The sequence below is a fragment of the Sphingopyxis sp. OPL5 genome, assembly GCF_003797775.2.
In the GTDB taxonomy this organism is placed as follows: domain Bacteria; phylum Pseudomonadota; class Alphaproteobacteria; order Sphingomonadales; family Sphingomonadaceae; genus Sphingopyxis.
Genome location: NZ_CP060725.1, coordinates 2668233 through 2694383, shown reverse-complemented (window position 1 = coordinate 2694383; position 26151 = coordinate 2668233). Strand labels below are relative to the sequence as shown.

The following is a 26151-nucleotide window of genomic DNA, read 5'->3' as shown; positions in this document are numbered from 1 at the left end:
TGAGAACGACCAGCGCCGCCATATCGGGCATCATAGCCTGAAAATAGGCGATTTGTTCCAACGATAAAGGGATCGCGCAGCACGTATGACACAGAAAGATGACATGCTTGTTGCCGCGCGCCCCGCTTCGCGGGATGCCGGAGCTTCTATGACCGACACCATCACCGATTCGGCGGACGCGCTCGTGCCGACGCCGACCGAATGTTTCCAGCCGCGCCGTTTTTCGGACTTCGCCACCATCGGCGAAGCGCTCGATTATGCCGCGACCGGCACCCGCGGCCTCAATTTCCACGATCCGCGCGGGCGTCTGGTGCGCCCCTATCCGTACAGCGAACTGAAGCATGATTCGCTTCAGACCGCGTACCGTCTGATCGCCGCGGGCGTGAAGCCCGGCGATCGCGTCGCGCTGATCGCCGAGACCGGTGCCGAATTCGCCGCGCTGTTCTTCGGCACCATCTATGCCGGCGCCTGGCCGGTGCCGCTGCCGCTGCCGACCAGCTTCGGCGGGCGCGACAGCTATGTCGGCCAGCTCGTCGTTCAGTTGACCAGCTGCGACCCGACGATGCTCTTCTTCCCACCCGAGATCGCCGCGATGGCGGTCGAGGCCGCCGAGAAGCAGGGCGTCGCACCGATGGACTGGAGCGAATTCGCCGCCCGTCCCGCGCCGCAGACCACCCTGCCCGCGCAGAACAGCAACGAGACCTGCTACCTCCAATATAGCAGCGGCTCGACGCGCTTCCCGCATGGCGTCGCGGTCACCCACGCCGCTTTGCTCAACAATCTCGCCGCGCATTCGCACGGCATGGAAGTGCGCGACAGCGACCGCTGCGTCTCGTGGCTGCCCTGGTATCACGACATGGGCCTCGTCGGCTGCCTGCTTTCGCCGGTCGCCAACCAGGTGTCGGTCGATTATCTGAAGACCGAGGATTTCGCACGCCGACCGCTCGCCTGGCTCGACCTGATCAGCCGCAATAGCGGCACGACATTGAGCTATTCGCCGACCTTCGGTTACGATATCTGCGCGCGCCGCGTGTCGAGCCAGACGCATGTCGCCGACCGTTTTGACCTGTCGCGCTGGCGCGTTGCGGGCAACGGTGCCGACATGATCCGCCCCGACGTGATGCAGAGCTTCGTCGATGCCTTTGCCGACGCGGGTTTCAAGGCAAGCGCCTTCCTGCCGAGCTATGGCCTCGCCGAAGCGACGCTCGCGGTCAGCATCATGCCGCCGGGCGAGGGCATCGTCGTCGAACTAGTCGAGGAGACCGAGCTGTCGGGCGCCGCTAACGACGCCGGCCGCCCGACCCGTTACCGTGCGATCGTCAATTGCGGCCGCGCCGCACGCGACATGGTGATCGAGGTCCGTGACGAGGCGGGCAACAGCCTGCCCGACCAGACCGTCGGCAAGGTGTGGTGCAGCGGCCCGTCGCTGATGACCGGTTATTATCGCGACCCCGAAGCGACCGCCGCCTGCCTTGTCGATGGCTGGCTCGACACCGGCGATATGGGATATTTATCCCATGGTTACATATACATCGTTGGCCGTGCCAAGGACATGATCATCATCAACGGCAAGAATCACTGGCCGCAGGATATCGAATGGGCGGTCGAGCAATTGCCCGGCTTCAAATCGGGTGACATCGCCGCTTTCGCGATCACCGCGCCGGGCGGCGAGGAAACCCCCGCCGTGCTCGTCCAGTGCCGCACCAGCGACGACGCCGAGCGCGCGCTGCTGCGCGAGACGATCCGCGACCGCGTCCGCGCGATCACCGGGATGAACTGCCTGATCGAGCTGATCCCGCCGCGCACGCTGCCGCGTACCAGTTCGGGCAAACTCAGCCGGTCGAAGGCGCGGGCGCAATATCTGGCCGGGGAAATCCAGCCCTTCGCGATCGCCGCCTGATTTTCGTCCCTGACGGGGACCAAAAAAGCGATCAGCCGTTCGCGCATGGTTACGTTCGGGTAACCCGCTTTCGCTAGAACGGTCCCGTGACCAGGGTGGCGAATGATCCGATTCCGACCGACGATATTCCTGCGCGTGCGCTGCTCGGGCTGAACCGGCGCGACGAGGATATCGGCGATTTGCGGCGCCTGCAGCTCGCGCCGTTGCGCGGCCAGGGAAAATTGCGCCTCGTCATGGGGCTCGGCATGACGATCGTCGCCGTATTGACGATGGTGAGCGCGGTCCCAATGGCGGTCGTCGGCGGCTGGGCGATCGCGACGATCCTGTTCAGCCTCTGGTCCTGGCAGGTCGTCTCCCGCCTGCCGCTGGGCGAAATCCACCACACGGGCGCCGCCGAGTTCAACCTTTGCAACCGGCACGCCATCTATTCGGCCGTCGTCTGGTCGGCGCCCTTCTGGCTCCAGGGCCTCCACCCCTCGCTCGATCACCTGCTGTCGATGTGGACCGTAGCGCTGCTGATGATGCTGACGCTGGCGATCGTCGCGCACACGCTGCCGATGGCATGCCTGCTCTTCATCATGCCGGTCAGCCTGTCGGCGGCCGGGGCGCTGGTCTTCGCCGGCGCGCCCGCGCACGCAGGGGTCGCGATCGCCGCCGGCGCGATGCTCACCGGCTTCTGCATTCGGTTCGGGCAAAGCCACATCCGCTTTCGCCGAGCCGAAGCGGTACTGCACGAAAAAACCGAGACGGTCAGCCTGCTGCTGCGCGAATTCGAGGAAACCTCCGCCGACTGGCTGTGGCAGACCGACAACAGTCGCCGCCTCGTCCATGTCTCGCCGCGCCTCGCCTTCGCGATCGGAGCGCCCGCCGACCAGCTCGAAGGCCTGCCGCTGCTTCAGGCGCTGTCGGGCGATGCGTGGGAGACCGGGAACTTCCCCAAGAGCCTGCACGACATGGCCGAGCGGATGAAGCGGCGCGAGAGTTTTTCGAACCTGATCGTCCCTGTCACCATCGACGGCGCGCCGCGCTGGTGGGAATTGTCGGCGTCACCGCGCCTCGACGAAGCGGGCAAGTTCCTAGGCTTTCGCGGGGTCGGATCGGACGTCACCGAACAGCGCGCCTCGGCCGAACAGATCGCCAAGATGGCGCGCTTCGACAACCTCACCGGCTTGCCGAACCGGCTCAGCCTCAACGAGGATCTCGAGCGCGCGCTGAACCATGCGATCGATGCCAAGACGCGCTGCGCGATGCTGATGCTCGACCTCGACCGCTTCAAAGCGGTCAACGATACGCTCGGCCACCCCGTCGGCGACAAATTGCTGGCGCAGGTCGCGGCGCGGCTGAAGGGTATGATGGACCGCGGCATGACCTGCGGCCGGCTGGGCGGCGACGAATTCGCCATCATCCTCCACCATGTGCCGACCGCGAGCGATGCCGAAGCACTGGGCCAGCGCATCATCGCGGCGCTCAGCCGCCCCTATGTGGTCGACAATCACCAGTTGTTCGTCGGTGCCAGCATCGGCTTCGCGGTCGGGCCGCAGGACGGCGCTACGGTCGAGACGCTGACCCGCAACGCCGACCTGGCGCTCTACAAGTCCAAGGACAAGGGCGGCAACGTCGTCGCCGCCTATGTCGCCTCGCTCCATGCCCAGGCCGAGGAACGGCGCGTGATGGAACAGGAATTGCGCGGCGCGCTCGAACGGCGCGAGTTCGAACTTTATTACCAGCCGGTCGTCACCGCCGAGGACGGAATGCTGAACGGCTTCGAAGCGCTGATTCGCTGGAACAACCAGAAGCTCGGCAATGTTTCGCCCGGCCGCTTCATTCCGCTCGCCGAGGACAGCCGCCTGATCTCACCGATCGGCGAATGGGTGCTGCGTACCGCGTGTCACGAAGCGATGCGCTGGCCGTCGAACCTCAAGGTTGCGGTCAACGTGTCGGCCGAACAGCTGACCGACCCCGCCTTCGCTTCGGTCGTCGTCTCGGCACTCGCGCAAAGCGGCCTGCCGCCGCAACGGCTCGAGATCGAGGTCACCGAAAGCGTGTTCCTGCGCGACGGCGGCGGCGCCGCGCAATTGCTCGACCAGCTGATCGGACTCGGCATCCGCCTCAGCCTCGACGATTTCGGTACCGGCTATTCGTCGCTCGGCTATCTGCGCAAGACCCAATTTTCGACGATCAAAGTCGATCGCAGCTTCGTCGTTGGCGCCGCCAAGGGCATCACCGAATCGATCGCGATCATCCGCGCCGTCGTCGCGCTCGCTGACAGCCTCGGCATGTCGACGACGGCGGAGGGCGCGGAGACTGAACTAGAGGTTGAAACGATTCGCGCGCTCGGCTGCCGCAACATCCAGGGCTATTATTACGGCCGCCCGATGCCGGCGACCGATGTGCTGACGCTGTTCCGTCCGACCGCCAGCCAGGCCAGCGCCGCCGCCTGACGCGGCGAGGCGAGCGAGTCCGGCGACGAATCGAACCGCCTTTCAAAAGGTTCCCCGGTTCACCCCGCGTCCGATGCAGTTCGTCGCGCGGCGGGTGGTTTGCGGCGAAAGCCGTGGCAGAGACGCTCCAACGCTTGAACACAAGCCAAACGGGGGTCGCTTTCCATGTCAGCCAGCCGCTTTTCAGCAGCCATTGTCGCATGCCTGATGATGCTTGCCGCCGCCCTGACCAGCACCCCCGCCGCCGCCGCCAACTACCTCCAGTGCGTTCCGTTCGCCCGCGCCGAATCGGGCGTCGATATCCGCGGCAACGCCGGCACCTGGTGGGCGCAGGCTGCGGGCCAGTATGACCGCGGCGACGAACCGCGCGAAGGCGCGGTCATGGCGTTCGCCGGCACGCGCGGCATGCCGATCGGCCATGTCGCCGTCGTGAAGAAGATCGTCGGCGACCGCGAAATCCTGATCGACCATGCCAATTGGTCGCCGATCAACGGCCGCCGCGGCCAGATCGAACGCAACGTGCGCGTCGTCGACGTGAGCAGCGCCGGCGACTGGAGCATGGTCCGCGTGTGGTACGCCCCGATCGGCGACCTCGGCCTGCGCGCCAACCCGGTGCAGGGCTTCATCTATCCCGGCCAGGGCGCCGCGCCGCGCAAGGCGCCGAGCTTCGACGCTCCGGTGTGGGCCAGCAACGACTGGACCCCGGGCAACGGCCTCGCAATGGTCGCCGCGTCGCTCGGCCAGTAAAGGCACCGGCACCGCTACAAACGAAAAAGCCCCGGCGCGAGCCGGGGCTTTTTCGTTTGTAGCGGGCGCCAGGTGGGCCGGCGCGTCTCAGTCCTCGGACGGGGCGTCGTCCGCCTTGTCGGCGACGACATCCTCGAACCAGGCTTCGACCTCGCCAGACAGCTTGATCGTCATCGGCTGGCCGAAACGGTCCTTCGACTTGCCCGCGGCGACGCGGATCCAGCCTTCGGAGATCGAATATTCCTCGACGTCGGTGCGCTCCTTGCCCTTGAAGCGGATGCCGATGCCGCGTTGCAGCACCTCCATGTCGAAATGGGGCGAGCGCGGGTTGGTCGACATATGGTCGGGCGGCGTATCGGTCATAAAGCAATTCCCATAAAAAGATTGGCGCGGCCCTAGCGGGGCCGCGCCATCATCGTCAATCGGGAAGGCGTTTCAGCCCGCGTCAGAAGTCGCCCTTCAGCGTCACGAAGAACTGCTGCGGCGCTCCCGCGAGCAGGGTCTGGCTGTCGCCGCGGTTGGCGAAGCCGTTGGTGCCGATCGTCGAGACATAAGCCTTGTCGAACAGGTTGGTGGCATTGGCCTGGATCGTCAGGCCGCCGAGCATTCCATCGGTGAAGCGATAGCCGATGCTGGCGTCGACGATCACGAACCCGCCCACAGCGGCGTCATTCTCGAACGAATAATAGCGCTTCGACGTATAGTTGGCGCCGACCCGGGCGAAGATATTGCCATTGTCCCACGTGATCTCGCCCTTGGCGAGATGGCGGGGCGAATTGACCACCGTCTTGCCCGCGGTCGCCGCGATCACGACGTTCGCGGCGTTGACGACATCGTCCTGATATTCGGAGTCATTATAGGCGTAGGAACCGAAGAGCGAGAGGTCGGGGGTGACCCGGAAGGTCCCCGCCGCCTCGATGCCCCATGACCGCACGTCGCCGACATTCTGCAGGATCGCAGGATTGCCCTGGATGCCCGAACCGTTGGCGAAAGCGATGATGCGATCCTTGAAGTCGACATAATAGCCCACGACGACGCCCTGGAAGACGGGCGACTTGGTGCGGAAGCCGAGTTCATAGGTGGTCGAGGTTTCGGGTTTCAGGTCGAGCGCGTCGAAGCCCGCCTGCGTCGTCGCGAAAGGCCCGCCCGTCGCCGAGCTTTCGAAGGCGCGCATATTCTGCGTGTAGCTCGCGAACAGCTCGTTATCGTCGTTCAGGCGGAACAGCACACCCGCCTGCGGCAGGAACCAGTCCTTCGCCACCGTGCGCCCCGAGGCGAGCCCGCCGCTCACCACCGGGCTAGCCTCGTTGGTGACCTTGAGTCCCTTCCAGCCCGCATTGATCTGGACCTGCCCGAGGTCGAGGGTGTCCTGGACGTGATATTGCAGCGTTTCGGTCTTGAAATCGAATTCCCACTGGGTCGCGAGCGGATCCTTGGGGAATTTCAGGCTGCCGCGGCTCGGCGCCCCGGTGGTGTTGGCGAGGCCATAGAAGCGCCGCGCCTGGTTGAAATCATTGTCCTCGTACCACAGGCCGAGATCGAGCGTATTGGCACCGATCTTGAACTCGCTCGACGCGACGACACCATAGCGCTCGATCGCATATTCGGTGGTACGGATCGTCATCGGCGCGCCGCCCGGCGTGGTCACATAGGGGGTGAACCACAGGCCGCGGCCGCGATTGCTGTGATAATAGCCGGTCGCCTTCAGCGTCCAGTTGTCGGTGACCGGCACGTCGCCGCCGATCCCCGCGAGCCAGTCCTTGCGCAGCCCCGATGCGTCATAATAGGCATCGTCGACGGTCAGGATCGGCGCCGGGAAGGCCTCGCCAGCGCCCGGATAGGGCGCGGTATAGGTCGCACCCAGCGGCAGGCTGCCGTTGGCGACACCAGCGTTGAACGCTGCGCGCGTGACCTGGTTCTGATAGACTTGCGCGACGCGGACCGCGAGGTCCCAGTCCTTGGCATAATTGTCCCAGTCATAGCCGAGACGGCCGATCATTTCGGCGCTGAGGTCCTGATAGTCGTTTTCGGCGCGGTCCGAATAATTGACGAAGCCGAACAGCTTGCCGTCGCCGACCGGCTGGACGAGGCGCGCATTGACCTGATGCTGGCGCTGGACGCCGTCGCCCTTCCACTTGTCGGCATCCTGCCAGGCATAGCTGACCGCGAGCATCGGGCCGCCGGACATGATTTCGCCGCTGTCGAGGCGGACGAAGCCGCGCTTCGTATCCTCGCTGCCATAGGTGCCCGAAAATTCGACCCCCATGTCGGCCTTGGGATCGCGCGAGAAGAATTCGATCGTGCCCCCGAGGTTGCTCGAAGAAGCGGCGGCGAGCGCGCCCGCGCCCTGCGCGACCTCGACCCGGCCGACATTCTCGCTGATCAGCGCGCGGCTGATATGCAGACCGTTATGGTTGCCATAGCTCATGTCGCCGAGCGGAATGCCGTCGAGCGTGAAGCCGAGCTGGTTCTGGCTGAAACCGCGGATCGAGATGCGCGACGACCATTCATAGGCGCCGAAGGCATCGGCCGACTGGAAATTCACGCCCGGCAGCTTGTCGATCGCCTTCAGCGGACTGATCCCCGCGACATCGAGCGCGATGTCCGCGGCACCCAGTTCCTGCACCTGGCGCGCCTGGCCGGTGCCGAGTACGACGATCTCTTCGGCCGGACCGGCATCGACGGCAGCGCCGTCCGCCGCGTCGGCGGCATAGGCCGGCGTCGCCGCGAGCATGGCGATCAGCGCGGCGCCCGCGCGCAAGCGGCGGCTCATAATCTGGTTCATCGATAGTCCCCTCTGCCCGCGCCGAAATGGCGCCGGGATGCGCCGCGGCTTTAGGGAGGCGATATTGCGGCGCAGCGGCACAGGCATGACCCGGCGATGACAGGATGACGACGAGGACTGTCATCTTCGCACCTTCGCTTGCGAGCGGCGGCAAAGCTTGGCATGAGCACGTCCGGGTCGCGTATCGGGGAATGAACCATGACGATACGCCGGGCGGGTTTCGCCCTTAGCGCCGCGATGCTCGCGGCATCGACCCTGCCGGCCTTCGCGGTCGAACCGCCCCCCTGCCCCGCCGACAACGGCGGCCCGTGCGACGAGGCGGCGAACACGCTGGTTGCCGACGTGATCGCCCGGTTCGAAAAGGCAAATGGCGAGGAGCAGGTTCAGGCCGCGCTGGCGCTCGTCGACCTTGTCGCCCAATATCGCACCCGCTTGTCGGAGCGGAACGCGTTCAGCGCCGATACGGGGCTGTGGATCTATTTTCGCGACGACCGCGACCCCGGCGACGCCGATTACCAGCGGGTGACGAACAAGATGCGCGGCTATGCCACCCGCGCCGCCGCCGCCAAGGACGTCGAGAGCGAGCTATTCTTCCTCGACTGGATGAGCCTCGGCCTGTCTTATGAGGAGCGGCTGGCGCACGCGCGGTTGATCCATCGCCGTGCCGCCGAGCATGGCCTGCTGACCACATCCCCGGCCCGCAGCGCCCGCGTCAGCCTCGAAATCTATGGCCGCGAACTGCTCGAACAGGGCCGCTATGCCGAGGTCACGCGTGCGCTCGACGACACCTATGCCGAGCTCGAGGCGGCGGGGATGACGGTCGACAATTGGGAACTGCAACTGCGCTATGCCGAGGCCCTGAATTTGGTGCGCCGCGACGAGGAGTCCGATCGCGCTTTCGACGCACTGCTCGTCATGCTGGCGGGTCCCGCATATAACGACTATCAGCGCCAGTTCGCGAACAACCAGATCAGCTATTACCGCAATATCGCCGGTCGCTTCGCCGCCGCCGAGGGTCCGGGGCGCATCGCCGCGACCGAGGGCGAACGGCTGCAGGGCCGCGAAGACATCGGCACCCAGAAATCGCGCTATAATTTCGCGCTCGCGCTGCTCGGGCAGGGCAAGGCTGAAGAATCGCTGCCCTATTTCGAGGAGGCGCTGCCGCTCCAGCTCGCGGCCGAACGCGGCGGCGGCTGGTACGACGCCAAGACCGATACGATCATCCTGCTCACCACCCTCGCCCGTGCCCGCGCGCAGGTGAAGGGGCGCGAGGCCGACGGGCTGACGGCGGCGATCGACGCCGCCGACCGGCTTCGTCAGCGGCGCGAGGCCGGGCTGGCCACCGACGACGCCAATCCCGCCGTCGCGGCGCTGGCGAAAGCGGTCGCGCGCGGAACCCGCCGCAACCCGCAATCGGGCGCCTTCGACATGGTGATGTTCGCCGGCTGGGCCGCGCGCAATCAGGATAGCGCCATGGATCAGGCCTTTCTCGCGGCGCAGGACCTGACGCTCACCGATGCCGGCGACGCGATCAACCAGGCCGCCGCGCGCAATCTGGCCGGCACCGGCTCCCTCGGCGAACTGGTTCGCCAGCGACAGGACACCGCGCAGGCGGTGGTGTCGCTGAACCAGCGCTATCGCGACATGGCGCTCGGCAAGGACGAGGCCAAGGCAGGAGCGCTCCGCTCCGAACTCGATGCGGCGGCAGCGCGGCTCGCGCCGCTCGACGCGCGCATCGCCGCCGAGTTTCCCGACTATGCGACGCTGGTCACCCCCAAGGCAATCGACGTTGCGGCGGTGCAGGCATTGCTTGAGCCCGACGAGGCGGTGCTGATGCTGCTGCCGTCGGAGGGGCATCATTATGCTTTCGCCATTTCGAAGCAGGGCGCGCGGTGGCACCGCTTCGACGACGGCGCGGCGCCCGTTGCCGCCGACGTCGCGCGGCTCAAATGCCGGATCGACGAGAATACCTGCTCGCTGCCCGACTATGACGCGCTGGTCGCCGCCGAGGACAAGGGCGGCCCCAGCCCGATCGACAAACGCTATCCGCGCTACGACCGTGCGGCGGCCTGGCGCCTCTACCAGCGCCTGATCGCGCCGGTCGCGGCCGCGCTGCCCGAAGGCGGACGCATCTACACCGTCGCGAGCGGGCCGGTGGCGGGGCTGCCGCTCGCTGCGCTGGTCGCGAGCGAGCCGGAGGGCGAGGCCGAAAGCGGCGCCGAGGCCGACCTTGCCGCGACCGACTGGCTCGCCAAACATTATCGCTTCGTCACCCTGCCCTCGGTCAGCGCGCTCGCGCTCGCCTCGCGCGAAAGCGGCGCGCTGCCCGCTTCGCGCCGTCCCGACCTGGTCGCCTATGGCGCGCCGACCCTCGTCGGCAACGGCAAGGCCGGCGCGCGGGGCGCCGACGGGACGCTGCGCAAGCGTGGCGGCGTCGGGGTACGCGGCGGCGGGCTGACGCTGGCGAGCGGCGACAAGACGATGGCGTCGGTCGACAAGCTCCGCAAACTCGACCCGCTGCCCGGCACCGTCACCGAACTGACCAGGCTGTCGGCGGCGATCGCACGCGGTGGCGGCGTCCGCCTCGGCCGCGACGCGACCGAGACGGCGGTCAAGGCCGACCGCGAACTGCCCCGCGCGATCGCTGTCGTGTTCGCGACGCACGGGCTGCTCCCCGGCGAAATGGGCACCGGGTCCGAGCCCGGTCTCGTCCTCACCCCGCCGGGCAAGGCGAGCGCGACCGACGACGGCCTGCTCACCGCCAGCGAGGCGGCGGCGCTGTCGCTGTCGGCGCGCTGGGTCGTGCTGTCGGCGTGCAACACCGCGACCCCCGGGGTCGAGGCGGGCGCCAGCGGCGAATCGCTGTCGAGCCTTGCGCGCAGCTTCCTCTATGCGGGGGCGGGCAATCTGCTGGCGAGCCACTGGCGCGTCGCGGACGACGCCACCGCGGCACTGACCGTCGAAGCGCTCGCGAACAAGGACGCGACCCCGGCGACCGCGCTCGCGCTGGCGATGGAGGCGGTGCGCACCGGCAAGCGCGCCGACGGGTCGGTGGTCGAGGGATGGCAGCCGCACTGGGCGCATCCGGCGAGCTGGGCGCCCTTTACGCTGGTGACCAACCGCGATCGCTAGGCCGCGGAATGGCCGTCAGGCGCGCGCGGTGCGACGCTGCACTGTGTCGAGCCGCTCGGCGGCGGGATAAAGATCGGCCTCCTCGCGCTCGATCCGCATTCCGATCGCGTCGAGTATCGCCTCGGTTTCGCGGCAGAAACCCGGCCAGTCGCCTGCGACATTCTCCGCCGTCCAGCGCGCGTCATAGGCCATGAACTCTTCGGCCAGATGCCCCGTCTCGTGGACGAATTCGCCCGCCAGCCGTTTCAGGGCGGCATCGCCGCTCGCCAGAAGCCGCGGATAGAGGACCCAGTCCTCGCATTTCAGGTGACGCACCAGCGTGTCGCGAAACATGCCGCGCACCGCGGCGAGTTCGGTCGGGCGCGGCGGCTGCGGCGCGGCGGCGATATCCATCAGGAAGCGCGAAAGGGTGGCGAGGGCCGCATGTTCGGCGCGCAGTCGCCGCATTTCATGGACCATATGCATAGGGCCGCCCAGTTTCGAGTGGTCCCTCGCAGCCCGTCCTAGGTCTTGCCCGTGAAAAGAGGGTTAAGCCGCATTTGCCATTAGGGCCGGCATGGGTGTTTGCCGACCGGTTTTGCGTCGAAAATCATTGCCAAACTGGCAGCGCCTGCCTGATCGACGGCGAGATTACCGGACGATCAGTTGTTGTTGCACTCGCCGCCGGTGCAGTTATCGGGGTCGCCGCTGGCCGAAAGCGCGAGCGCCCCGCCCACCACGACGAGCACGCCGACCACGACCAGCGCCGTCGTCGTGCCGCCCGACAGATTGTTGCGGTTTTTGTCCGCCGGCCGCCCGCCGGGGGTATAGCGCGCCGGGGTCAGCCGCAGCCCCGCGAGCGAAAGCTGCGGTGCGGCATCACCGCCGCGAAAGCCGAACTCCAGCCCCTCGCCGATCCGCCAATTGGGACTGCGAAGGTCGCTGCCGCCGCTATGCTGCATCGGCGCGATGGTCAGGCCGGCGCGGATCATCGGCTTCTCGCGTCCACTTCCGCCCAGCGAGATGCGGATGCGCGCGCCCGCAAAGCCACCCATTTCAACCGGGCCGATTCCATTCATGTGCGGCGCGGGGCCAACCGTCTGGGCGTGCAGCGGAGCGGCGCAGCTTGCCGCGAGCGCGATGATCCATATCGATGTTTTCATGGCGGCTCCTCCCGCGCGCAGTCTGCTGACCGTTTGTGGCGGAAAGATGGACCGTCAGCCGCCGCGGCTCTTCATCAACGGCTGGATTCGCGTCCCGAACGCCTCGACCCCCTCCAGAAAATCGTCGAAGGTCAGCAGCACCCCGCCGGTGTTCGGCACCTCGGCCATCTCGTCGAGCATAAGCGCGACGCTGGCATAGCTGCCGACGAGCGTCCCCATATTGATGTTCACCGCGCCTTCGGGCGCCGCGAGCTGGCGGACGTTGGTGGTGCTGTTGTGCTTGTCGGCGGCGCCCTGATCGATCAGCCACGAGATCGCCGCGACATCGACGCCGTCGTTGTATGACTTCCACTTCGCCATCGCCTCTTCGTCGGTCTCGGCAGCGATGATCATCACCAGCACGAACACCGACACGTCGCGCCCGGTCTTCGCGGTCGCGACCGCGAGCCGCTCGTTGTTCGATGCGAAGGCGGTCGGGGTGTTCACCCCCTTGCCGAGGCAGAAGGCGTAATCCGCCCATTGCGCCGAGAAGGCGAGGCCCTCGTCCGACGAGCCGGCGCAGATGATCTTCATGTCGCCTTCGGGCGTGGGGCGCACCAGGCAATCGTCCATCTGGTAATAGTCGCCCTTGAAATCGCTCCGCCCCGTTTCCCACAATTCGCGCAGGATGCGGGCATATTCGTCGAGCATCTGATAGCGGTTGCGAAAATGCTCGTCGCCCGGCCACAGCCCCATCTGGCTATATTCGGGGCGCTGCCAGCCGGTGATCAGATTGAGCCCGAAGCGGCCATGGCTGATGCTGTCGATCGTGTTGCACATCCGCGCCGCGAAGGCGGGCGGGATGACGAGCGTCGGGCAGGTCGCATAGATCTTGATCTTCTCGGTCACCGCGGCGAGCCCCGCCATCAGCGTGAAGCTTTCCAGCCCATATTCCCAGAACTCGGTCTTGCCGCCGAAGCCGCGCAGCTTGATCATCGACAGCAGGAAATCGAGCCCGTGCCGCTCGGCCGCCTGGGCGATTTGTTTGTTGAGGTCGAAGCTCGGCATATATTGCGGCGCGTTTTCGCTGATCAGCCAGCCATTGTTGTTGATGGGAACAAAGACGCCGACTTGCATGGCTTATCTCCTGAGGAAATCGAGGACGACGCGGTTGAAAGTCTCGGGATCGGTGACGTTGCAGGCGTGGCCGCCCCAATCGAAGATGTGCGTTTCGGCCCAGCCGACCGGCGCCGCGACATCGAGCGCGCTGGCGAGCGGCACGAGCATATCGTCGCGCGTCGCGATAACGAGCCATGCCGGCGTCGCGGTCATGTCGATCAGGGCGGGCGAATAGGCGCGCACCGCCGCGATGCGTTTTTCGACCGTCGCGGCGCCGGGAAAATGCGCGAGCTGCTGTTCGGCCTCGGCGACCAGTTCGGCATCATGCGCCGAAATCCAGTCGGGCGGATAGAGGAACAGCGGCTGGGCATGGAGGAAGGCGGCGGGGCCGCTACCCCAAAGCAGGTTGAGCCGGACGTCGAAGCAGCGCGCGGTATGCGGGTCGAGCGTGCGCCAGCCGTTGACGACAACGAGCCGGTCGATCCGCGTCGTCATGATCGCCAGTTCGATCCCGATCATGCCACCAAGCGCGTGGCCGACGAAGCTCGCCTCCCCGATATCCAGCGCGTCCATCAACGCGATCACATCGGCCGCCATGTCTTCGACCGACGTCGTGGGTGGCAAATCGCGACGGCTGCGCCCCGTCCCGCGATGGTCGTAGAGCAGGACGCGGTAATCCGCTGCAAGTGCGGCGAGGTTGGGCGCCCAATAGCTGGCCGATCCGCCCAGCCCCGGCGACAGGATCAGCGGCGGCGCATCCTCCGCCCCGTGAAGTTCATAATAGAGGCCCGCCGCCTCAGCCAATGTGCGCGACGCTCGCGATCTCGACGAGGCAGTCGGCCTTCACCAGCTCGGCCTTGATGCAGTAGCGCGCGGGCTTGGCGCCCGGGAAATAGTCGGCGTAGACCGCATTGAACGCCGCATAATCGGCAAAGTCCTTGAGGAAGATATGGTTCATCGCGACATCCTCGAGCGTCGCGCCTGCGGCCTCGAGGGTAATCCGGATGACATCGAGGATATGCCGCGTCTGCGCCGCCGCGTCGCCGATATGCAGCACCACCCCGCCCTCGCCGAGCGCCAGCACGCCCGACACATAGACGGTGTTCCCGGCCTTCGCGCCGGCCGAATAGGGCGCGATCGGGGTCGGGAATTGCGGCGGGTTGATCGGTTCGAACGGCACTATTCTTCTCCCCGGGGTTGTTGGCCGATGCTGCCGCAGAAATCGGCGACATTGCTCACCCAGCCAAAGAATTTTTCGACATTATAGACGGTCGCGTCGCGCACATAGTCCGGACCCAGATGATGCGTCGCGTCCTCCAGCATCACCGCAAAATATTCGAGGTGGAACGCATCGCGCAGCGTCGATTCGACGCAGACATTGCTCGCGATGCCGACGAAGACGATCGTGCGGATGCCGCGCGACCGCAGGGTGCTGTCGAGCTGTGAGTTGAAGAAGGCCGAATAGCGCGTCTTGTGTAGCCGGATGTCGCCCGGCTGCGGCGCAAGCGCCTCCACCAGTTCATAATCCCACCCGCCGCGCGCCAGAAGCTGCCCCTGCAATTCGGGCCGCGCGCGCATCGTCTTCAGCGCATTCGACTTGTGCCAGTTCGGCGACCCCGGCCCGCCCGCCTCGGCATAGTCGGCGTCCCAGCCGTTCTGCAGATAGACCACCGGCATGCCCGCGCCGCGCGCGACGGTGAGCACCTGCGCGACCCGCCCGATCACCCCGGCAGAACCTGAAATGTCGAACCCCGCAAGGTCGACATAACCGCCCTTCGACGCATAGGCATTCTGCATGTCGATCACGACGACGGCGGTCGCCCGCGGGTCGACGATCAGCGGTTCGGGCCGCGCGGGCAGGGTCAGCTTCGTCCCGTCGCCGGGTGTGGTATCGACCGCAATCGCCATGGGCTCCCCTTCAAGCCAGGGCGGTAGCTTCCCCGAAAGCGGCAGGCGATGCAAGCCGCCGCCGCCCAAAAGAAAACCGGCGGCCTTTTGAGGGGCCGCCGGTTCGAATTTTATGCCATTTCCTTCTTGCGCGAGGCCTTTTTGCGCTCGTGCGGGTCAAGCAGCGCCTTGCGGATTCGGATGTTCTTCGGGGTCACTTCGACCATTTCGTCGTCGTCGATATAGGCGATCGCCTGTTCGAGCGTCATGCGTTTCGGCGGGGTCAGGCGGATCGCGTCGTCCTTGCCCGTCGAGCGGAAGTTCGTGAGCTGCTTCGACTTCATCGGGTTGACCTCGAGATCGTCGGGCTTGGCATTTTCGCCGATGATCATGCCCTCATAGAGCGCCTCGCCGGGCGAGACGAAGAGGATGCCGCGCTCTTCGAGCGGGCCAAGCGCATAAGCGACAGCGTCGCCGTTGCCGTTCGAGATCAGCACGCCGTTCTGGCGGCCGGCGATATTGCCCTTGTACGGGCCATATTTCTCGAACAGGCGGTTCATGATGCCGGTGCCGCGGGTATCGGACAGGAATTCGCCATGATAGCCGATCAGGCCGCGTGACGGGCCCGAGAAGGTGATGCGCGTCTTACCGCCGCCCGAGGGGCGCATGTCGGTGAGGTCGGCCTTGCGGACCTGCATCTTCTCGACGACCGTGCCCGAATGCTCGTCGTCGACGTCGATGACGACGGTTTCATAGGGTTCGGTGCGTTTGCCGGCCTCGTCCTCGCCGTACAGCACGCGCGGGCGGCTGATGCCGAGTTCGAAGCCTTCACGGCGCATCGTTTCGATGAGCACGCCGAGCTGGAGCTCGCCGCGGCCCGCGACTTCGAAGCTGTCCTTGTCGGCGCTTTCGGTGATGCGGATCGCAACATTGGTTTCGGCTTCGCGGAACAGGCGGTCGCGGATCATGCGGCTCGTGACCTTGCTGCCCTCGCGGCCCGCCATCGGCGAATCGTTCACCGCAAAGCGCATCGACAGCGTCGGCGGATCGATCGGCTGCGCGGCGATCGGTTCGCTGACGCTGGTGTCGGCGATAGTGTTGGCGACGGTCGCCTGCGAAAGCCCGGCGATCGCGACAATGTCGCCCGCGCGCGCTTCCTCGACGGGAACGCGCTCCAGACCGCGGAAGGCGAGCAGCTTCGACGCGCGGCCGGTTTCGATCACCTTGCCGTCCATGTCGATCGCGTGGATCGGCTGGTTGACCTTGACGGTGCCCGACTGGACGCGGCCGGTCAGGATGCGGCCGATGAAGTTATCGCGGTCGAGCAGCGTGGCGAGGAAGGTGAAGGGACCGTCTTCGGGCAGGCCCGGGGTCGGGACATGGCTGACGATCGTCTTGAACAAAGGCTCGAGCGTGCCTTCGCGCGCGTCGGGGCTGTCCGACGCGAAACCGCCGCGGCCCGAGGCGTAGAGGATCGGGAAGTCGAGCTGTTCGTCATTGGCTTCGAGCGTCAGGAACAGTTCGAACACCTCGTCGAGCACTTCGGCGGCGCGCGCGTCGCTGCGGTCGATCTTGTTGACGACGACGATCGGCTTGAGGCCGAGCGCGAGCGCCTTGCCGGTGACGAACTTGGTCTGCGGCATCGGGCCTTCGGCGGCGTCAACAAGCAGGATGACGCCGTCGACCATCGAGAGGATACGCTCGACCTCGCCGCCGAAGTCGGCGTGGCCGGGGGTGTCGACGATGTTGATGCGCGTCAGGTCGGCGCCTTCGCCCCATTCGACGCTGGTGCACTTCGCGAGAATGGTGATCCCGCGTTCCTTTTCGAGATCGTTCGAGTCCATCGCGCGCTCTTCGACGCGCTGGTTGTCGCGGAAGGTGCCCGACTGACGGAAGAGCTGGTCGACGAGGGTGGTTTTGCCGTGATCGACGTGCGCGATGATGGCGATGTTGCGCAAAGACATGCGGAAAGGCCTTGATTGTGAGGGAGCGGCAGTGGCTGCCGCGATCGGCGCGCGCCTAGCAGAAGCCTTGTTGCAGCGCAACGAAATTGCCGAAGTTGGCGAAGGTGTTGCGGAGCGTGGCGCGCGCCGAAGAAGTTTCAATAATTATTGAAACTTCAGAAATTCACGCTATAACGAGTCGCGTGGATCCCTCCTCCGCCCCCGACTCTCCATCGCCGCCGTTTCGGCTCTCCCCGCTAGCGCAGGCTTTTGTCCTGCATTTCGGCGAGATGGGGAGCCGCTGGGGGATCAACCGCACCGTCGGACAGATTTATGCGATGCTGTTCCTCGCCGACGGTCCGCGCCATGCCGAGGAGATCAGCGAGGCGCTGGGGCTGTCGCGCGGCAGCGTCTCGATGGGGCTGAAAGAACTCGCAAGCTGGCGGCTGGTGCAATTGAAGCACCTGCCCGGCGACCGGCGCGACTATTATGCGACCCCGCGCGACGTGTGGGCGATCTTCCGCACCCTCGTCGAGGAGCGCAAGAAGCGCGAGATCGACCCGACGCTGACGACGCTGCGCGCGCTGCTGATGGAGCCCGCGACCGACCCCGCCGACCGCTTCGCGCAGGAACGCATCGCGGCGATGCACGAACAGATCGAGCTGCTCACCGACTGGTATGCCGAGATGGAGCGGCTCGATACCGAACGGCTGCTCCAGCTTTTGCGGCTCGGCGAGCGTGTGGTAAAAGCGCTCGAGTTCAAGGACCGCATGCTTGGCCGCGGGAAGGGTGTCTCGACCGCCTCGACAGGCTCGGGACAGGCTTCGCTCGACACAAACGGGGGGTAGCAGACGACGATGGACGCACTTGACCCGCTGATCCTCGCGCGCATCCAGTTCGCGGCGAACATCAGTTTCCATATCCTGTTCCCGACGATCACGATCGCATTGGGCTGGGCGCTGCTCGGCTTCAAACTCGCGTACAACCGCACCGGCAACGCGGCGTGGATGGACGCGTACCGCCTGTGGGTGAAGGTCTTCGCGCTGAGTTTCGCGATGGGGGTCGTCTCGGGCATCACGATGAGTTTCCAATTCGGCACCAACTGGCCGGGCTATATGGAAAAGGTCGGCAATGTCGCGGGGCCGTTGCTCGCTTATGAGGTGCTGACCGCCTTTTTCCTCGAGGCGGTGTTCCTGGGGATCATGCTGTTCGGGTTCAGCCGCGTGCCGAACTGGGTGCACACGCTCGCCACATGCCTGGTCGCGGGCGGCACGACGCTGTCGGCCTTCTGGATCATCGCGCTCAACAGCTGGATGCAGACCCCGGTCGGCTATGAGATCCGCGATGGCGTCGTCCATGCGACCGACTGGTGGGCGATCGTCTTCAACCCGTCGATGCCGTACCGCCTGATGCACATGCTGCTCGCCTCGGCACTCACCGTATCCTTCCTGATCGCGGGTATGTCGGCGTGGCGCTGGCTGCGCGACGGCGGCGGCGAAGGGGTGCGGCGCACGCTGAAAGCCTCCCTCTATGCCGCCGCACTGCTGATCCCGGTGCAGATTTTCGTCGGCGACATGCACGGGCTCAACACGCTCGAACATCAGCCGCAAAAGATCGCGGCGATGGAGGCCAATTGGGAGACGCGCAGCCATGTCCCGCTCGTGCTGTTCGCGATCCCCGACGAGAAAGCGCGCACCAACCATCTGGAAGTCGCCGTGCCGTCGGGCGCGAGCCTCATCCTGAAGCATGAAGCCGCTGGCGTCGTTCCCGGGCTCAACGATTATGAAGGCAACCATCCCCCGGTCGCGCCCTTGTTCTGGGGATTCCGGATCATGGTCGGGCTGGGGGTGCTGATGCTGGCGATATCGTGGTTCGGCGCGTGGAATGTCTGGCGGCGCGGGGTCGATGGCCTGCCGCGCTGGTATGCGCGCGCGCTCGTCGCGATGACCTTCGCCGGCTGGGTCGCGACGCTCGCGGGTTGGTATGTCACCGAGATCGGACGCCAGCCCTGGCTGGTCACCGGGGTGCTCAGGACCGCCGACGCGGTGGGACCGGTCGGCAGCGCGATGGTCGCGAGTTCGCTGACGCTGTATCTTACGGTCTATGTGGTGCTGCTCGCCGCCTATATCGCGGTGCTCTACCGCCTCGCGCGGCTCGGCAAGGCGGCGCCCGACGCGAAGGCGATGTTCCCGATCCCCGGCGCCGCGCCCGGTCCCGCCGAACCGCTCGAAGAGGGAGTGACGCCATGACGCCGTTCGTCGATCCCTGGTGGCTGCCGGTGATCTTTGCGGGCCTCATGGGCCTGTCGATCCTGCTCTATGTCATCCTCGACGGTTATGACCTCGGCGTCGGCATGCTGACGCGGCTGGAGAAGGACGCGAACCGCGACCTGATGGTGGCGTCGATCGGGCCGTTCTGGGACGCGAACGAGACCTGGCTGGTGCTCGGTATCGGGTTGCTGCTCGTCGCCTTTCCGGTCGCGCATGGGTTGATCCTGACCCAGCTGTACCTGCCCGTCGTGCTGATGCTGGTCGCGCTGATCCTGCGCGGGGTGTCGTTCGAATTCCGCGCCAAGGCACCGCCCGAACAGAAGCATCGCTGGGACGCCGCCTTCTTTTATGGCTCGCTGCTCACCGCGCTCTGCCAGGGCTATATGCTCGGCGCCTATGTGCTGGGGTTCGACCAGAGCCTGTCGTCGGTATTGTTCTGCCTGCTCGCAGCGCTCGGGCTGGTCGCGGGCTATCTGTTCGTCGGCGCCTGCTGGCTGGTCTACAAGGTCGAGGGCGATTTGCAGAAGCGCGCGGTGCGCTGGGCCGAGGTGACTTTGTGGCTGACCGCGCTGGCGATGGCGATCATCTCGATCGCGACGCCCCTGCTGTCGGAGCGCATCTTCGCGCGCTGGTTCCGCCTGCCCGAGATCATCGCGCTGCTGCCGATCCCGATCGCCGCCGCGACGCTGTTCGCCGGGCTCGCGATCTTCCTGCGCCGCCCCTTGCGCGAGAAAGACGAATTGTCATGGGTGCCGCTGGCGACCGCGGGCATTTTGTTCGCACTGGGGTTCGTCGGCATCGCGTACAGCTTCTACCCCTATCTGATCGCCGACCGGCTCGACATCTGGCAGGCGGCGGCGTCGCCCGAATCGCTGAGCATCATCCTGATCGGCGCGCTGTTCGTGCTGCCAGTGATTTTGGGATATTCGATCCTGTCGCACTGGATCTTTCGCGGGAAAGCGACGCATTTGAGTTATGAGTGAGGGGTGGGCGGGCTGTCCGCTTTCATCCGGCACAGGCTGCGTTCGGGGTTCCGGCGCCGCACTCAGACGTCCAGATTGCTGACGCGCTTCAATTCCGACCGCAGGCGTTGCTCGTCGAAGGCATGCTGCTCGAACGGGCCGCCGCGCTCCACCCAGAACAGGAACAGATGCGCCGACCATTGGTTGGGATTGGGCGTCATGCGACCGTGGCGCAGGTCGATGCCGCGATAGAGGACGGCGTCGCCGGGCTGCATCTCGACCGCGGTAAAGGGTTCGTCGCCGAAATCGTCGACGCACGGCCCCTCGCCCTTCACCGGCACCGACCCGACCTCCAGCGACCAGGGTACAGCGTCGCTGTAAACGAGCGTGAGCGACACGCTGTGCTCGCACGAGGGGCGATCCGAATGGACCCGGCAGATGTCGTCCTTTCCATAGATGCGGAAATAGTCGTAGCTGGGCAGCAGGTCCGCCCCGGTCAGTTCGCTGACGATCGGCGTCAGGCCCCACAAAAAGGTCGTCAGCGGCCGGTAGAAATGGCCGGAGATGTCGATCGTCTGCTTCTTGGAGAGCGGGTGCGGCTTGGCAAAGGTGTCGAAACTCTTGCCCGCGGCCGACAGGTCGAGCTCAATCTGCCGGAACAGGTTCGCGGCGACCTCCGGCGGGATCAGGCCCCGGATCGTCGCATAGCCATCGTCTTTATAATTGCCTTCGATTCGCATGCGCCGACTTACCGCGCCTTGGCCGCCTGCCGAAGCGCGATTTTCGCGGCGCGCGATTTACTCGCTTGCCGCCGTTCGTCATCCCGGGCTTGACCCGGGACCCGCCTTTTTCTTCAGACAGGCAGGCCCCGGATCAAGTCCGGGGTGACGGATGGGGTGGAACGGTCAGTTCAGGCACGGCGATGACGCGGCGTGATAGTCGGCGCCCCAGCGGCGGTAGCCCGCGGTGTCGATGTGGAAGCGCTTACCCACGTAGATGCCGAGCCCGACATCGAACCGCGCGCCGGTGCGGGTGTGGAGCGGGCAGAGGCGCGCGATCAGATCGTCGCGTGACAGCGGCGCGACCGGTTCGAGGTCGAGCGCCGCGAAGCGGAGGTGGCGGCTCGCTTTCGCGCCCTTGAAACAGCTGTTGGCGACGGGATCGCGATAACCCGACACGATACGCACCGGCCCGGTGACGGGGACCAGTTCATCGCGGATATAGCGCAAGGTCGGCACCATCGCGGGCCAGAGCGCGCGCGGCGGGACGGCGAAGGGTTGGGGCGCCTTGCAGCGGCGCCAGCGCGCGTCGCTGCGCAAGATGTCGGCGAGCGGCAGGACGTCGGCGACGCCCCGGCTTTTCAGATAGGCCTCGATTCCCACGACATCGTTCTTCGCGGCGCCGAGGCGCCAGGCGGCGAAGAGATCGGCGTCCTTTTGCGGCGCGACGCCGATGATCGGGGCGACCGAGCGGGTGAGCAGCGCCCAGCCGGCGGCCGCGGCGACGATCAACAGCAGCGCGGCGACCAGCGCGCGCCTCACAGCATCGCGACCAGTCGCTCGACCTCCTGCCCCGCAGCCCGCGCGGCGCGGACGAGGTTCGCCTGGAAATCGCCGCCGCTTGTGTCATTGGCATCGTCGGTGACCGCCTTGATCGCGGCCCAGGGCTTGCCGAGGCGCGCCGCGACCTGTGCGACCGCGCCGACCTCCATATCGACGAGGGTCGCGCCGAGGCTGGCTTTCAGATCGGCGGCGGCATCGGGGCAGGCGACGAAGCTGTCGCCGCTGGCGATGCGCGCATGCGGCAGGCCGAGGCCGGGGTCGGCCATCGCGGCGAAATGCGCTTCGCCCGCTTCGCCCATCGGCCAGTCGCCGGCGCGATAGCGGCGGAAAAGACCGGGCTCGTTCGCGCCATAATCATGCTGCACCGCCTCGGCGAGCCAATAGGCGCGGCCGGGTTCGGCGCCGAGCGCGCCGCAGGTGCCCGACATCAGGAGGATGTCGGCGTCGGCCGCGAACAGCCCGGCGGCGAGCGCGGCGTTGACCTTGCCGAGGCCGCAGGTGGCGACGGTGATGCGGTGGCCGTGGGTTGTGAGGCGGCGGACGGGGAAGGCCCCGTGGATCGGGGTGCCGGTGCCGGGGAAGAGGGCGTCGGCCTCTTCGGCGAGGGCGGCGAGGATGAGGAGATTGGGCATGGGGCGTGTCTAACCCCGTTTCGGTTCGTGTCGAGCGAAGTCGGGACAGCTTTGCGCCGCGCCAATGTCCCTCGACGACGCTCGGGACGAACGGCGGGATCCGAGTGTTCGGTTGGCATAGCGCTGTAACCTCTTGCGGCGCGGCCGCGAACAAGGGGACTCAAACCCCCGCACCATCCAAGGACCCCGCCATGACCCGCAACATCATCCTCGCCGCCCTGATCGCCGCCGCGCCGCTGGGCGCGGGCATCGCGCATGTCGCGCCGGCCTTTGCCGCCGACAAGAGCGAGGTGGCGTTCGTGAAATTCACCCAGCCGGCATTCGACGTGGCGCGCGCCAGGGGGCAGCGCATCCTGATCGACGTCCATGCGCCCTGGTGCCCGGTGTGCGCACGCCAGCAGCCGGGGATCGCCGCCGCGCAAAAGCTGCCCGCGAACCGGAATGTCGTGGTGTTCCGGATCGATTTCGACAGCCAGAAGGATGTCCAGCGCCCGCTCGGCGTCACCCGCCAATCGACGCTGATCGCCTATAAGGGCAAGACCGAGACCGGCCGCCTGCTCGGTGAAACCGACCCCTCGAAGATCGCGCGGCTCGTCGCCTCGACGCGCTGAGCGGCGCGCCGGACCGCGATCATGAACCTGCCGACATGCTGCTGACGCTGGGCGCCGCCTTTCTCGCCGGGGTGCTGACGATCTTGTCGCCGTGCATCTTGCCGATCCTGCCGATCGTGCTGGGCGCGGCGAGCAGCGAGCATCGCTGGGGACCGGCGGCGCTGGCGATCGGACTCGCCACCGGTTTTGCCGCGCTGGGCCTGCTCATCGCGACCGTCGGCGTGTCGATCGGCATCGACCCGGCGGCATTCCGCCGTGTGTCGGCGTGGTTGCTCATCGGTTTCGGCCTGATCCTGATCGTCCCGTCGGCGCAGCGCGCGATGACGCGGCTGCTGGCGCCGATCGGCGATTGGGCGAACCGTCGCAGCCAGGGCCGGCCGCGCCGCGGCATCGGCGGCCAATTCGGGCTCGGGCTGTTGCTCGGTGCGGTGTGGAGCCCGTGCGTCGGGCCGACGCTCGGCGCCGCGCTGCTCCTCGCCAGCCAGGGGCAGGACCTGGCGCAGGCCGGCGCAGTGATGCTGTTGTTCGGCATCGGCATCGCCATCCCGCTGCTGTTGATCGGCCTGCTCGGACGGCAAGCGCTGCTGCGCGGGCGCGACCGGCTGGGCAAGGCATCGAACCGGGGCAAGCAATGGCTCGGTTTCGGCCTGCTGCTCGCGGGGGTGCTGGTACTCTCCGGCTGGGACAAGGCGATCGAAACCTGGTTCCTGATCCACGGACCGGCGTGGGCGAGCGACTGGTCGACGCGCTTCTGATCGGACCTTGCCAAGCCGCTGCGGCGTCGTCATCACGCGCCGATGCTCGCGCGCATCTTCCCCGACCGCTTCGTTCCGTTGCTCCTCGCGACGATCCTGCTCGCCAGCCTGCTGCCGGTGCGAGGAAGCATGGTGCCGGTGGCGCAGTGGGTTTCGACCGCGGCGATCATATTCCTGTTCTTTCTCAACGGCGTCCGCCTGCCGCGTGACGAGGTGCTGCACGGCATCCGCAACTGGAAATTGCAGGGGGGCGCGCTGACCTTCTGTTTCGGGATCATGGCGCTGTTCGGGCTGGGGGCGCAGGCGGCGACCGCATCTTTCCTGCCCGCGACGCTGGCACTCGGCTTTCTGTTCCTCGGCATTCTCCCTTCGACCGTCCAGTCGGCAACCGCGGCGAGTTCGATGGCGGGCGGCAATGTCGCGGCGAGCGTCGTCGCGGCAGCCTTGCTCAACCTGATCGGGGTCGCGGCCTCGCCCCTGCTGTTCGCGGGCCTCGCCGGGAGCGCGGGGGAGATTCACGGCGAGGCGGTGCTGCGGATCGTCGCGATATTGCTGTTGCCCTTCGTGGCGGGGCAATTGGTGCAGCGCTGGCTGCGGCCATGGGTGATGGCGCACAAGGGGCTGGCGACGGTCATGGACCGCACCGCGATCGCGATCGCGGTCTATGTCGCCTTTTCGGCCGCGGTGGTCGCGGGCATCTGGCAATTGCTCGACGGGCGCGAGATCGCGATCGTGTTCGGCGTGGTCGGGGTGTTGCTGGCGCTGGCGTTCGGCGGGGCCTGGGCGGTCGGCGCGCTGTTGAAGCTCGCGCGGCCCGACCGGATCACCCTGCTGTTTTCGGGGGCGCAGAAGAGCATCGCGGTCGGCGCGCCGCTCGCCGCGACGCTGTTTCCGCCCGCCATCGCGGGCATGGTGCTGGTGCCGATCCTTGTCTATCATATGGCGCAGCTGATCCTGTCGGCCTGGCTGGCGCCGGTGCTCAACAGGGTCGATCAAGTGTGATGCTTGAATAACACAGTGCCGCGTGCCATATAGGAAAGCGGTACGGGGGCCCGAAAGGAAGACGAATGAGCGAGCAGACCGCAACCGCGACGGCAACCGACGAACTGAAGCTGACCCCGCCCGATCCGGTGCCCGTGGTGTCGCCCGAAAAGGCCGCGGGCCTCGTCTCGCTGTCGACCGAGCAGAAATCGAAGCTGGAAGAGCGCGTCGACGGCTTTATCGACGACCTGGTCGCGCAGGACGAAAACAGCCCCGAATTCGGCCAGCGGATCGACCAGATCACCAATATGGGCCGCAAGGAAATGCTGGAGGCGGCAAACCAGTCGAACCGCTTCCTCGACCGGCCGATCAAGGCGATGGACCGCGACAGCGACATCGGCATGAACCTCATTGAACTGCGCAACACCGTCGAGCGGCTCGACCCGTCGGCGAACGGCAAATTGCTGTCGAAGCGCGGCTTTCTCGACAAGATTTTCGGGAGCAGCGTCACCAATTATTTCGCGCAATATCGCAGCGCCCAGTCGCATATCTCGGGCGTGCTGACCGCCTTGTCGAACGGCAAGGACGAGCTGTTGATGGACAATGCCGCGATCGACGTCGAGCGCCGCAAGCTGTGGGAGGCGATGGGCAAGCTCGAGCAGATGATCCACATCGCCCAGACGCTCGACGAACGGCTCGAATCGAAGGCGATCGAGCTCGACGTCAGCAATCCCGCGAAAGCCAAGGTGCTGCGCGAAAACGCGCTCTTCTATGCGCGGCAGCGGACGCAGGATTTGCTGACCCAGATGGCGGTGACGGTGCAGGGCTATCTCGCGCTCGACCTGGTCAAGAAGAATAATATCGAGCTGGTGAAGGGGGTCGACCGCGCGAGCACGACCACCGTCGGCGCGCTCAAGACCGCGATCACCGTCGCGCAGGCGATGACCAACCAGAAGCTGGTGCTCGAACAGATCACCGCGCTGAACACGACGACCGCGAACATCATCGACGGCACATCGAAGATGCTGAAGGACAACACCGCGCGCATCCACGAACAGGCCGCGTCGAGCACGATCCCGATGGAGACGCTGAGCCGCGCGTTCCAGAACATCTATGACACGATGGACGCGATCGACACCTTCAAGCTCAAGGCGCTCGACAGCATGAAGACCACCGTCCAGTCGCTCGAGGGCGAGGTCGCCAAGTCGAAGGGCTATATCGCGCGCGCCGAGGGCGCGAGCCAGGCGCAGGCGAGCGTCGGCGGCGCCGACAGCCCGCTCGCCTCGCTCGAAGCGTGAGCGGA

At 66.4% G+C, this 26151-nt stretch carries 23 protein-coding genes; 11 read left to right on the top strand and 12 right to left on the bottom strand.

Annotation, left to right across the window (positions count from 1 at the left end):
* Nucleotides 1-148: 148 nt before the first annotated feature.
* The 3 genes from EEB18_RS12860 (at nt 149) to EEB18_RS12850 (ending at nt 5088) form a co-directional block, all read left to right on the top strand.
* Nucleotides 149-1900: a fatty acyl-AMP ligase gene (locus EEB18_RS12860; protein WP_056345243.1), complete on the top strand. Its 1752-nt coding sequence runs from the start codon at nt 149-151 to the stop codon at nt 1898-1900.
* Between the two features lie 86 nt (nt 1901-1986).
* The gene (locus tag EEB18_RS12855; protein ID WP_187141275.1) at nt 1987-4341 is read left to right on the top strand and encodes a putative bifunctional diguanylate cyclase/phosphodiesterase; all 2355 of its coding nucleotides are present in this window, start codon (nt 1987-1989) and stop codon (nt 4339-4341) included.
* Between the two features lie 210 nt (nt 4342-4551).
* Nucleotides 4552-5088: a CHAP domain-containing protein gene (locus EEB18_RS12850; protein ID WP_082544993.1), complete on the top strand. Its 537-nt coding sequence runs from the start codon at nt 4552-4554 to the stop codon at nt 5086-5088.
* Between the two features lie 87 nt (nt 5089-5175).
* Here EEB18_RS12850 and EEB18_RS12845 read toward each other — a convergent pair whose 3' ends face one another.
* Both EEB18_RS12845 and EEB18_RS12840 read right to left on the bottom strand, forming a co-directional pair.
* Nucleotides 5176-5451, bottom strand: coding sequence for a DUF3297 family protein (locus EEB18_RS12845; RefSeq protein WP_187141274.1), 276 nt, complete (start codon nt 5449-5451; stop codon nt 5176-5178).
* 82 nt (nt 5452-5533) lie between these two features.
* Nucleotides 5534-7873: a TonB-dependent receptor gene (locus EEB18_RS12840; protein ID WP_262407922.1), complete on the bottom strand. Its 2340-nt coding sequence runs from the start codon at nt 7871-7873 to the stop codon at nt 5534-5536.
* 198 nt (nt 7874-8071) lie between these two features.
* Between EEB18_RS12840 and EEB18_RS12835 the strand changes: the two genes are divergently transcribed.
* Complete coding sequence (locus EEB18_RS12835; protein ID WP_187141273.1) at nt 8072-11005, top strand: CHAT domain-containing protein; 2934 nt, start codon at nt 8072-8074, stop codon at nt 11003-11005.
* Nucleotides 11006-11020: 15 nt separating this feature from the next.
* On the opposite strand, the gene EEB18_RS12830 is transcribed toward EEB18_RS12835, so the two are convergent.
* The 7 genes from EEB18_RS12830 to typA form a co-directional block, all read right to left on the bottom strand.
* Nucleotides 11021-11452 (bottom strand): hemerythrin domain-containing protein, encoded by a 432-nt coding sequence (locus tag EEB18_RS12830; RefSeq protein ID WP_162248552.1) that lies wholly within the window; start codon nt 11450-11452, stop codon nt 11021-11023.
* A 194-nt stretch (nt 11453-11646) separates the two neighbouring features.
* Nucleotides 11647-12147 (bottom strand): hypothetical protein, encoded by a 501-nt coding sequence (locus EEB18_RS12825; protein ID WP_187141272.1) that lies wholly within the window; start codon nt 12145-12147, stop codon nt 11647-11649.
* A gap of 54 nt (nt 12148-12201) precedes the next feature.
* On the bottom strand, nt 12202-13263 hold the full coding sequence (gene rutA / locus EEB18_RS12820; RefSeq protein ID WP_187141271.1) for a pyrimidine utilization protein A: 1062 nt from the start codon (nt 13261-13263) through the stop codon (nt 12202-12204).
* 3 nt (nt 13264-13266) lie between these two features.
* On the bottom strand, nt 13267-14049 hold the full coding sequence (gene rutD / locus EEB18_RS12815) for a pyrimidine utilization protein D (protein WP_187141270.1): 783 nt from the start codon (nt 14047-14049) through the stop codon (nt 13267-13269).
* A complete protein-coding gene (locus tag EEB18_RS12810) occupies nt 14042-14425 on the bottom strand; it encodes a Rid family hydrolase (RefSeq protein WP_056345218.1) in 384 nt (127 codons plus the stop codon). Before EEB18_RS12810 ends, rutD begins: the two co-directional genes overlap by 8 nt.
* Nucleotides 14425-15153, bottom strand: coding sequence for a pyrimidine utilization protein B (gene rutB / locus EEB18_RS12805; protein ID WP_187141269.1), 729 nt, complete (start codon nt 15151-15153; stop codon nt 14425-14427). The genes EEB18_RS12810 and rutB overlap by 1 nt, the downstream gene beginning before the upstream one ends.
* Before the next feature lie 110 nt (nt 15154-15263).
* Nucleotides 15264-17096: a translational GTPase TypA gene (gene typA / locus EEB18_RS12800; RefSeq protein ID WP_187141268.1), complete on the bottom strand. Its 1833-nt coding sequence runs from the start codon at nt 17094-17096 to the stop codon at nt 15264-15266.
* 269 nt (nt 17097-17365) lie between these two features.
* Here typA and EEB18_RS12795 point away from each other — a divergent pair, with 269 nt between their 5' ends.
* Genes EEB18_RS12795 through EEB18_RS12785 form a run of 3 tightly spaced genes read left to right on the top strand, consistent with a single transcriptional unit; the run spans nt 17366 to nt 20328 of the window.
* Nucleotides 17366-17923, top strand: coding sequence for a GbsR/MarR family transcriptional regulator (locus EEB18_RS12795; RefSeq protein WP_187141267.1), 558 nt, complete (start codon nt 17366-17368; stop codon nt 17921-17923).
* A gap of 9 nt (nt 17924-17932) precedes the next feature.
* Nucleotides 17933-19324, top strand: coding sequence for a cytochrome ubiquinol oxidase subunit I (locus EEB18_RS12790; protein WP_187141266.1), 1392 nt, complete (start codon nt 17933-17935; stop codon nt 19322-19324).
* Entirely contained in the window at nt 19321-20328 is a 1008-nt protein-coding gene (locus EEB18_RS12785; RefSeq protein ID WP_187141265.1) for a cytochrome d ubiquinol oxidase subunit II, read from the top strand. The genes EEB18_RS12790 and EEB18_RS12785 overlap by 4 nt, the downstream gene beginning before the upstream one ends.
* Nucleotides 20329-20390: 62 nt before the next feature.
* Here the strand turns inward: EEB18_RS12785 and EEB18_RS12780 are convergent, their stop codons facing one another.
* The 3 genes from EEB18_RS12780 to EEB18_RS12770 all read right to left on the bottom strand — a co-directional run bounded on the left by EEB18_RS12780 (nt 20391) and on the right by EEB18_RS12770 (nt 22501).
* Nucleotides 20391-21047 carry a hypothetical protein gene (locus tag EEB18_RS12780; RefSeq protein ID WP_187141264.1) on the bottom strand — a complete coding sequence of 219 codons (657 nt, stop codon included), beginning with the start codon at nt 21045-21047 and terminating at the stop codon, nt 20391-20393.
* A gap of 165 nt (nt 21048-21212) precedes the next feature.
* Entirely contained in the window at nt 21213-21848 is a 636-nt protein-coding gene (locus tag EEB18_RS12775) for a D-Ala-D-Ala carboxypeptidase family metallohydrolase (RefSeq protein ID WP_187141263.1), read from the bottom strand.
* Entirely contained in the window at nt 21845-22501 is a 657-nt protein-coding gene (locus tag EEB18_RS12770) for a purine phosphorylase (RefSeq protein WP_187141262.1), read from the bottom strand. The genes EEB18_RS12775 and EEB18_RS12770 overlap by 4 nt, the downstream gene beginning before the upstream one ends.
* A 191-nt stretch (nt 22502-22692) precedes the next feature.
* Between EEB18_RS12770 and EEB18_RS12765 the strand changes: the two genes are divergently transcribed.
* The 4 genes from EEB18_RS12765 (at nt 22693) to EEB18_RS12750 (ending at nt 26146) form a co-directional block, all read left to right on the top strand.
* A complete protein-coding gene (locus EEB18_RS12765; RefSeq protein ID WP_187141261.1) occupies nt 22693-23112 on the top strand; it encodes a thioredoxin family protein in 420 nt (139 codons plus the stop codon).
* 35 nt (nt 23113-23147) lie between these two features.
* On the top strand, nt 23148-23867 hold the full coding sequence (locus EEB18_RS12760) for a cytochrome c biogenesis CcdA family protein (RefSeq protein ID WP_187141260.1): 720 nt from the start codon (nt 23148-23150) through the stop codon (nt 23865-23867).
* A gap of 42 nt (nt 23868-23909) precedes the next feature.
* Nucleotides 23910-24869, top strand: coding sequence for a bile acid:sodium symporter family protein (locus EEB18_RS12755; protein WP_187141259.1), 960 nt, complete (start codon nt 23910-23912; stop codon nt 24867-24869).
* A gap of 65 nt (nt 24870-24934) precedes the next feature.
* On the top strand, nt 24935-26146 hold the full coding sequence (locus tag EEB18_RS12750) for a toxic anion resistance protein (RefSeq protein WP_187141258.1): 1212 nt from the start codon (nt 24935-24937) through the stop codon (nt 26144-26146).
* Nucleotides 26147-26151: the final 5 nt, after the last annotated feature.

Bases quoted from the DNA above. Each gene is read 5' to 3' on its own strand.
- EEB18_RS12860 (WP_056345243.1), top strand. From the start codon at position 149: ATGACCGACACCATCACCGATTCGGCGGACGCGCTCGTGCCGACGCCG.
- EEB18_RS12795 (WP_187141267.1), top strand. From the start codon at position 17,366: ATGGGGAGCCGCTGGGGGATCAACCGCACCGTCGGACAGATTTATGCG.
- rutA (WP_187141271.1), bottom strand. From the start codon at position 13,263: ATGCAAGTCGGCGTCTTTGTTCCCATCAACAACAATGGCTGGCTGATC.
- EEB18_RS12755 (WP_187141259.1), top strand. From the start codon at position 23,910: ATGCTCGCGCGCATCTTCCCCGACCGCTTCGTTCCGTTGCTCCTCGCG.
- EEB18_RS12830 (WP_162248552.1), bottom strand. From the start codon at position 11,452: ATGCGGCGACTGCGCGCCGAACATGCGGCCCTCGCCACCCTTTCGCGC.
- EEB18_RS12825 (WP_187141272.1), bottom strand. From the start codon at position 12,147: ATGAAAACATCGATATGGATCATCGCGCTCGCGGCAAGCTGCGCCGCT.
- EEB18_RS12780 (WP_187141264.1), bottom strand. From the start codon at position 21,047: ATGCGAATCGAAGGCAATTATAAAGACGATGGCTATGCGACGATCCGG.
- EEB18_RS12840 (WP_262407922.1), bottom strand. From the start codon at position 7,873: ATGAACCAGATTATGAGCCGCCGCTTGCGCGCGGGCGCCGCGCTGATC.
- EEB18_RS12790 (WP_187141266.1), top strand. From the start codon at position 17,933: ATGGACGCACTTGACCCGCTGATCCTCGCGCGCATCCAGTTCGCGGCG.
- EEB18_RS12785 (WP_187141265.1), top strand. From the start codon at position 19,321: ATGACGCCGTTCGTCGATCCCTGGTGGCTGCCGGTGATCTTTGCGGGC.
- EEB18_RS12835 (WP_187141273.1), top strand. From the start codon at position 8,072: ATGACGATACGCCGGGCGGGTTTCGCCCTTAGCGCCGCGATGCTCGCG.
- EEB18_RS12845 (WP_187141274.1), bottom strand. From the start codon at position 5,451: ATGACCGATACGCCGCCCGACCATATGTCGACCAACCCGCGCTCGCCC.
- rutB (WP_187141269.1), bottom strand. From the start codon at position 15,153: ATGGCGATTGCGGTCGATACCACACCCGGCGACGGGACGAAGCTGACC.
- EEB18_RS12770 (WP_187141262.1), bottom strand. From the start codon at position 22,501: ATGCCCAATCTCCTCATCCTCGCCGCCCTCGCCGAAGAGGCCGACGCC.
- EEB18_RS12760 (WP_187141260.1), top strand. From the start codon at position 23,148: ATGCTGCTGACGCTGGGCGCCGCCTTTCTCGCCGGGGTGCTGACGATC.
- EEB18_RS12750 (WP_187141258.1), top strand. From the start codon at position 24,935: ATGAGCGAGCAGACCGCAACCGCGACGGCAACCGACGAACTGAAGCTG.
- EEB18_RS12850 (WP_082544993.1), top strand. From the start codon at position 4,552: ATGCTTGCCGCCGCCCTGACCAGCACCCCCGCCGCCGCCGCCAACTAC.
- typA (WP_187141268.1), bottom strand. From the start codon at position 17,096: ATGTCTTTGCGCAACATCGCCATCATCGCGCACGTCGATCACGGCAAA.
- EEB18_RS12765 (WP_187141261.1), top strand. From the start codon at position 22,693: ATGACCCGCAACATCATCCTCGCCGCCCTGATCGCCGCCGCGCCGCTG.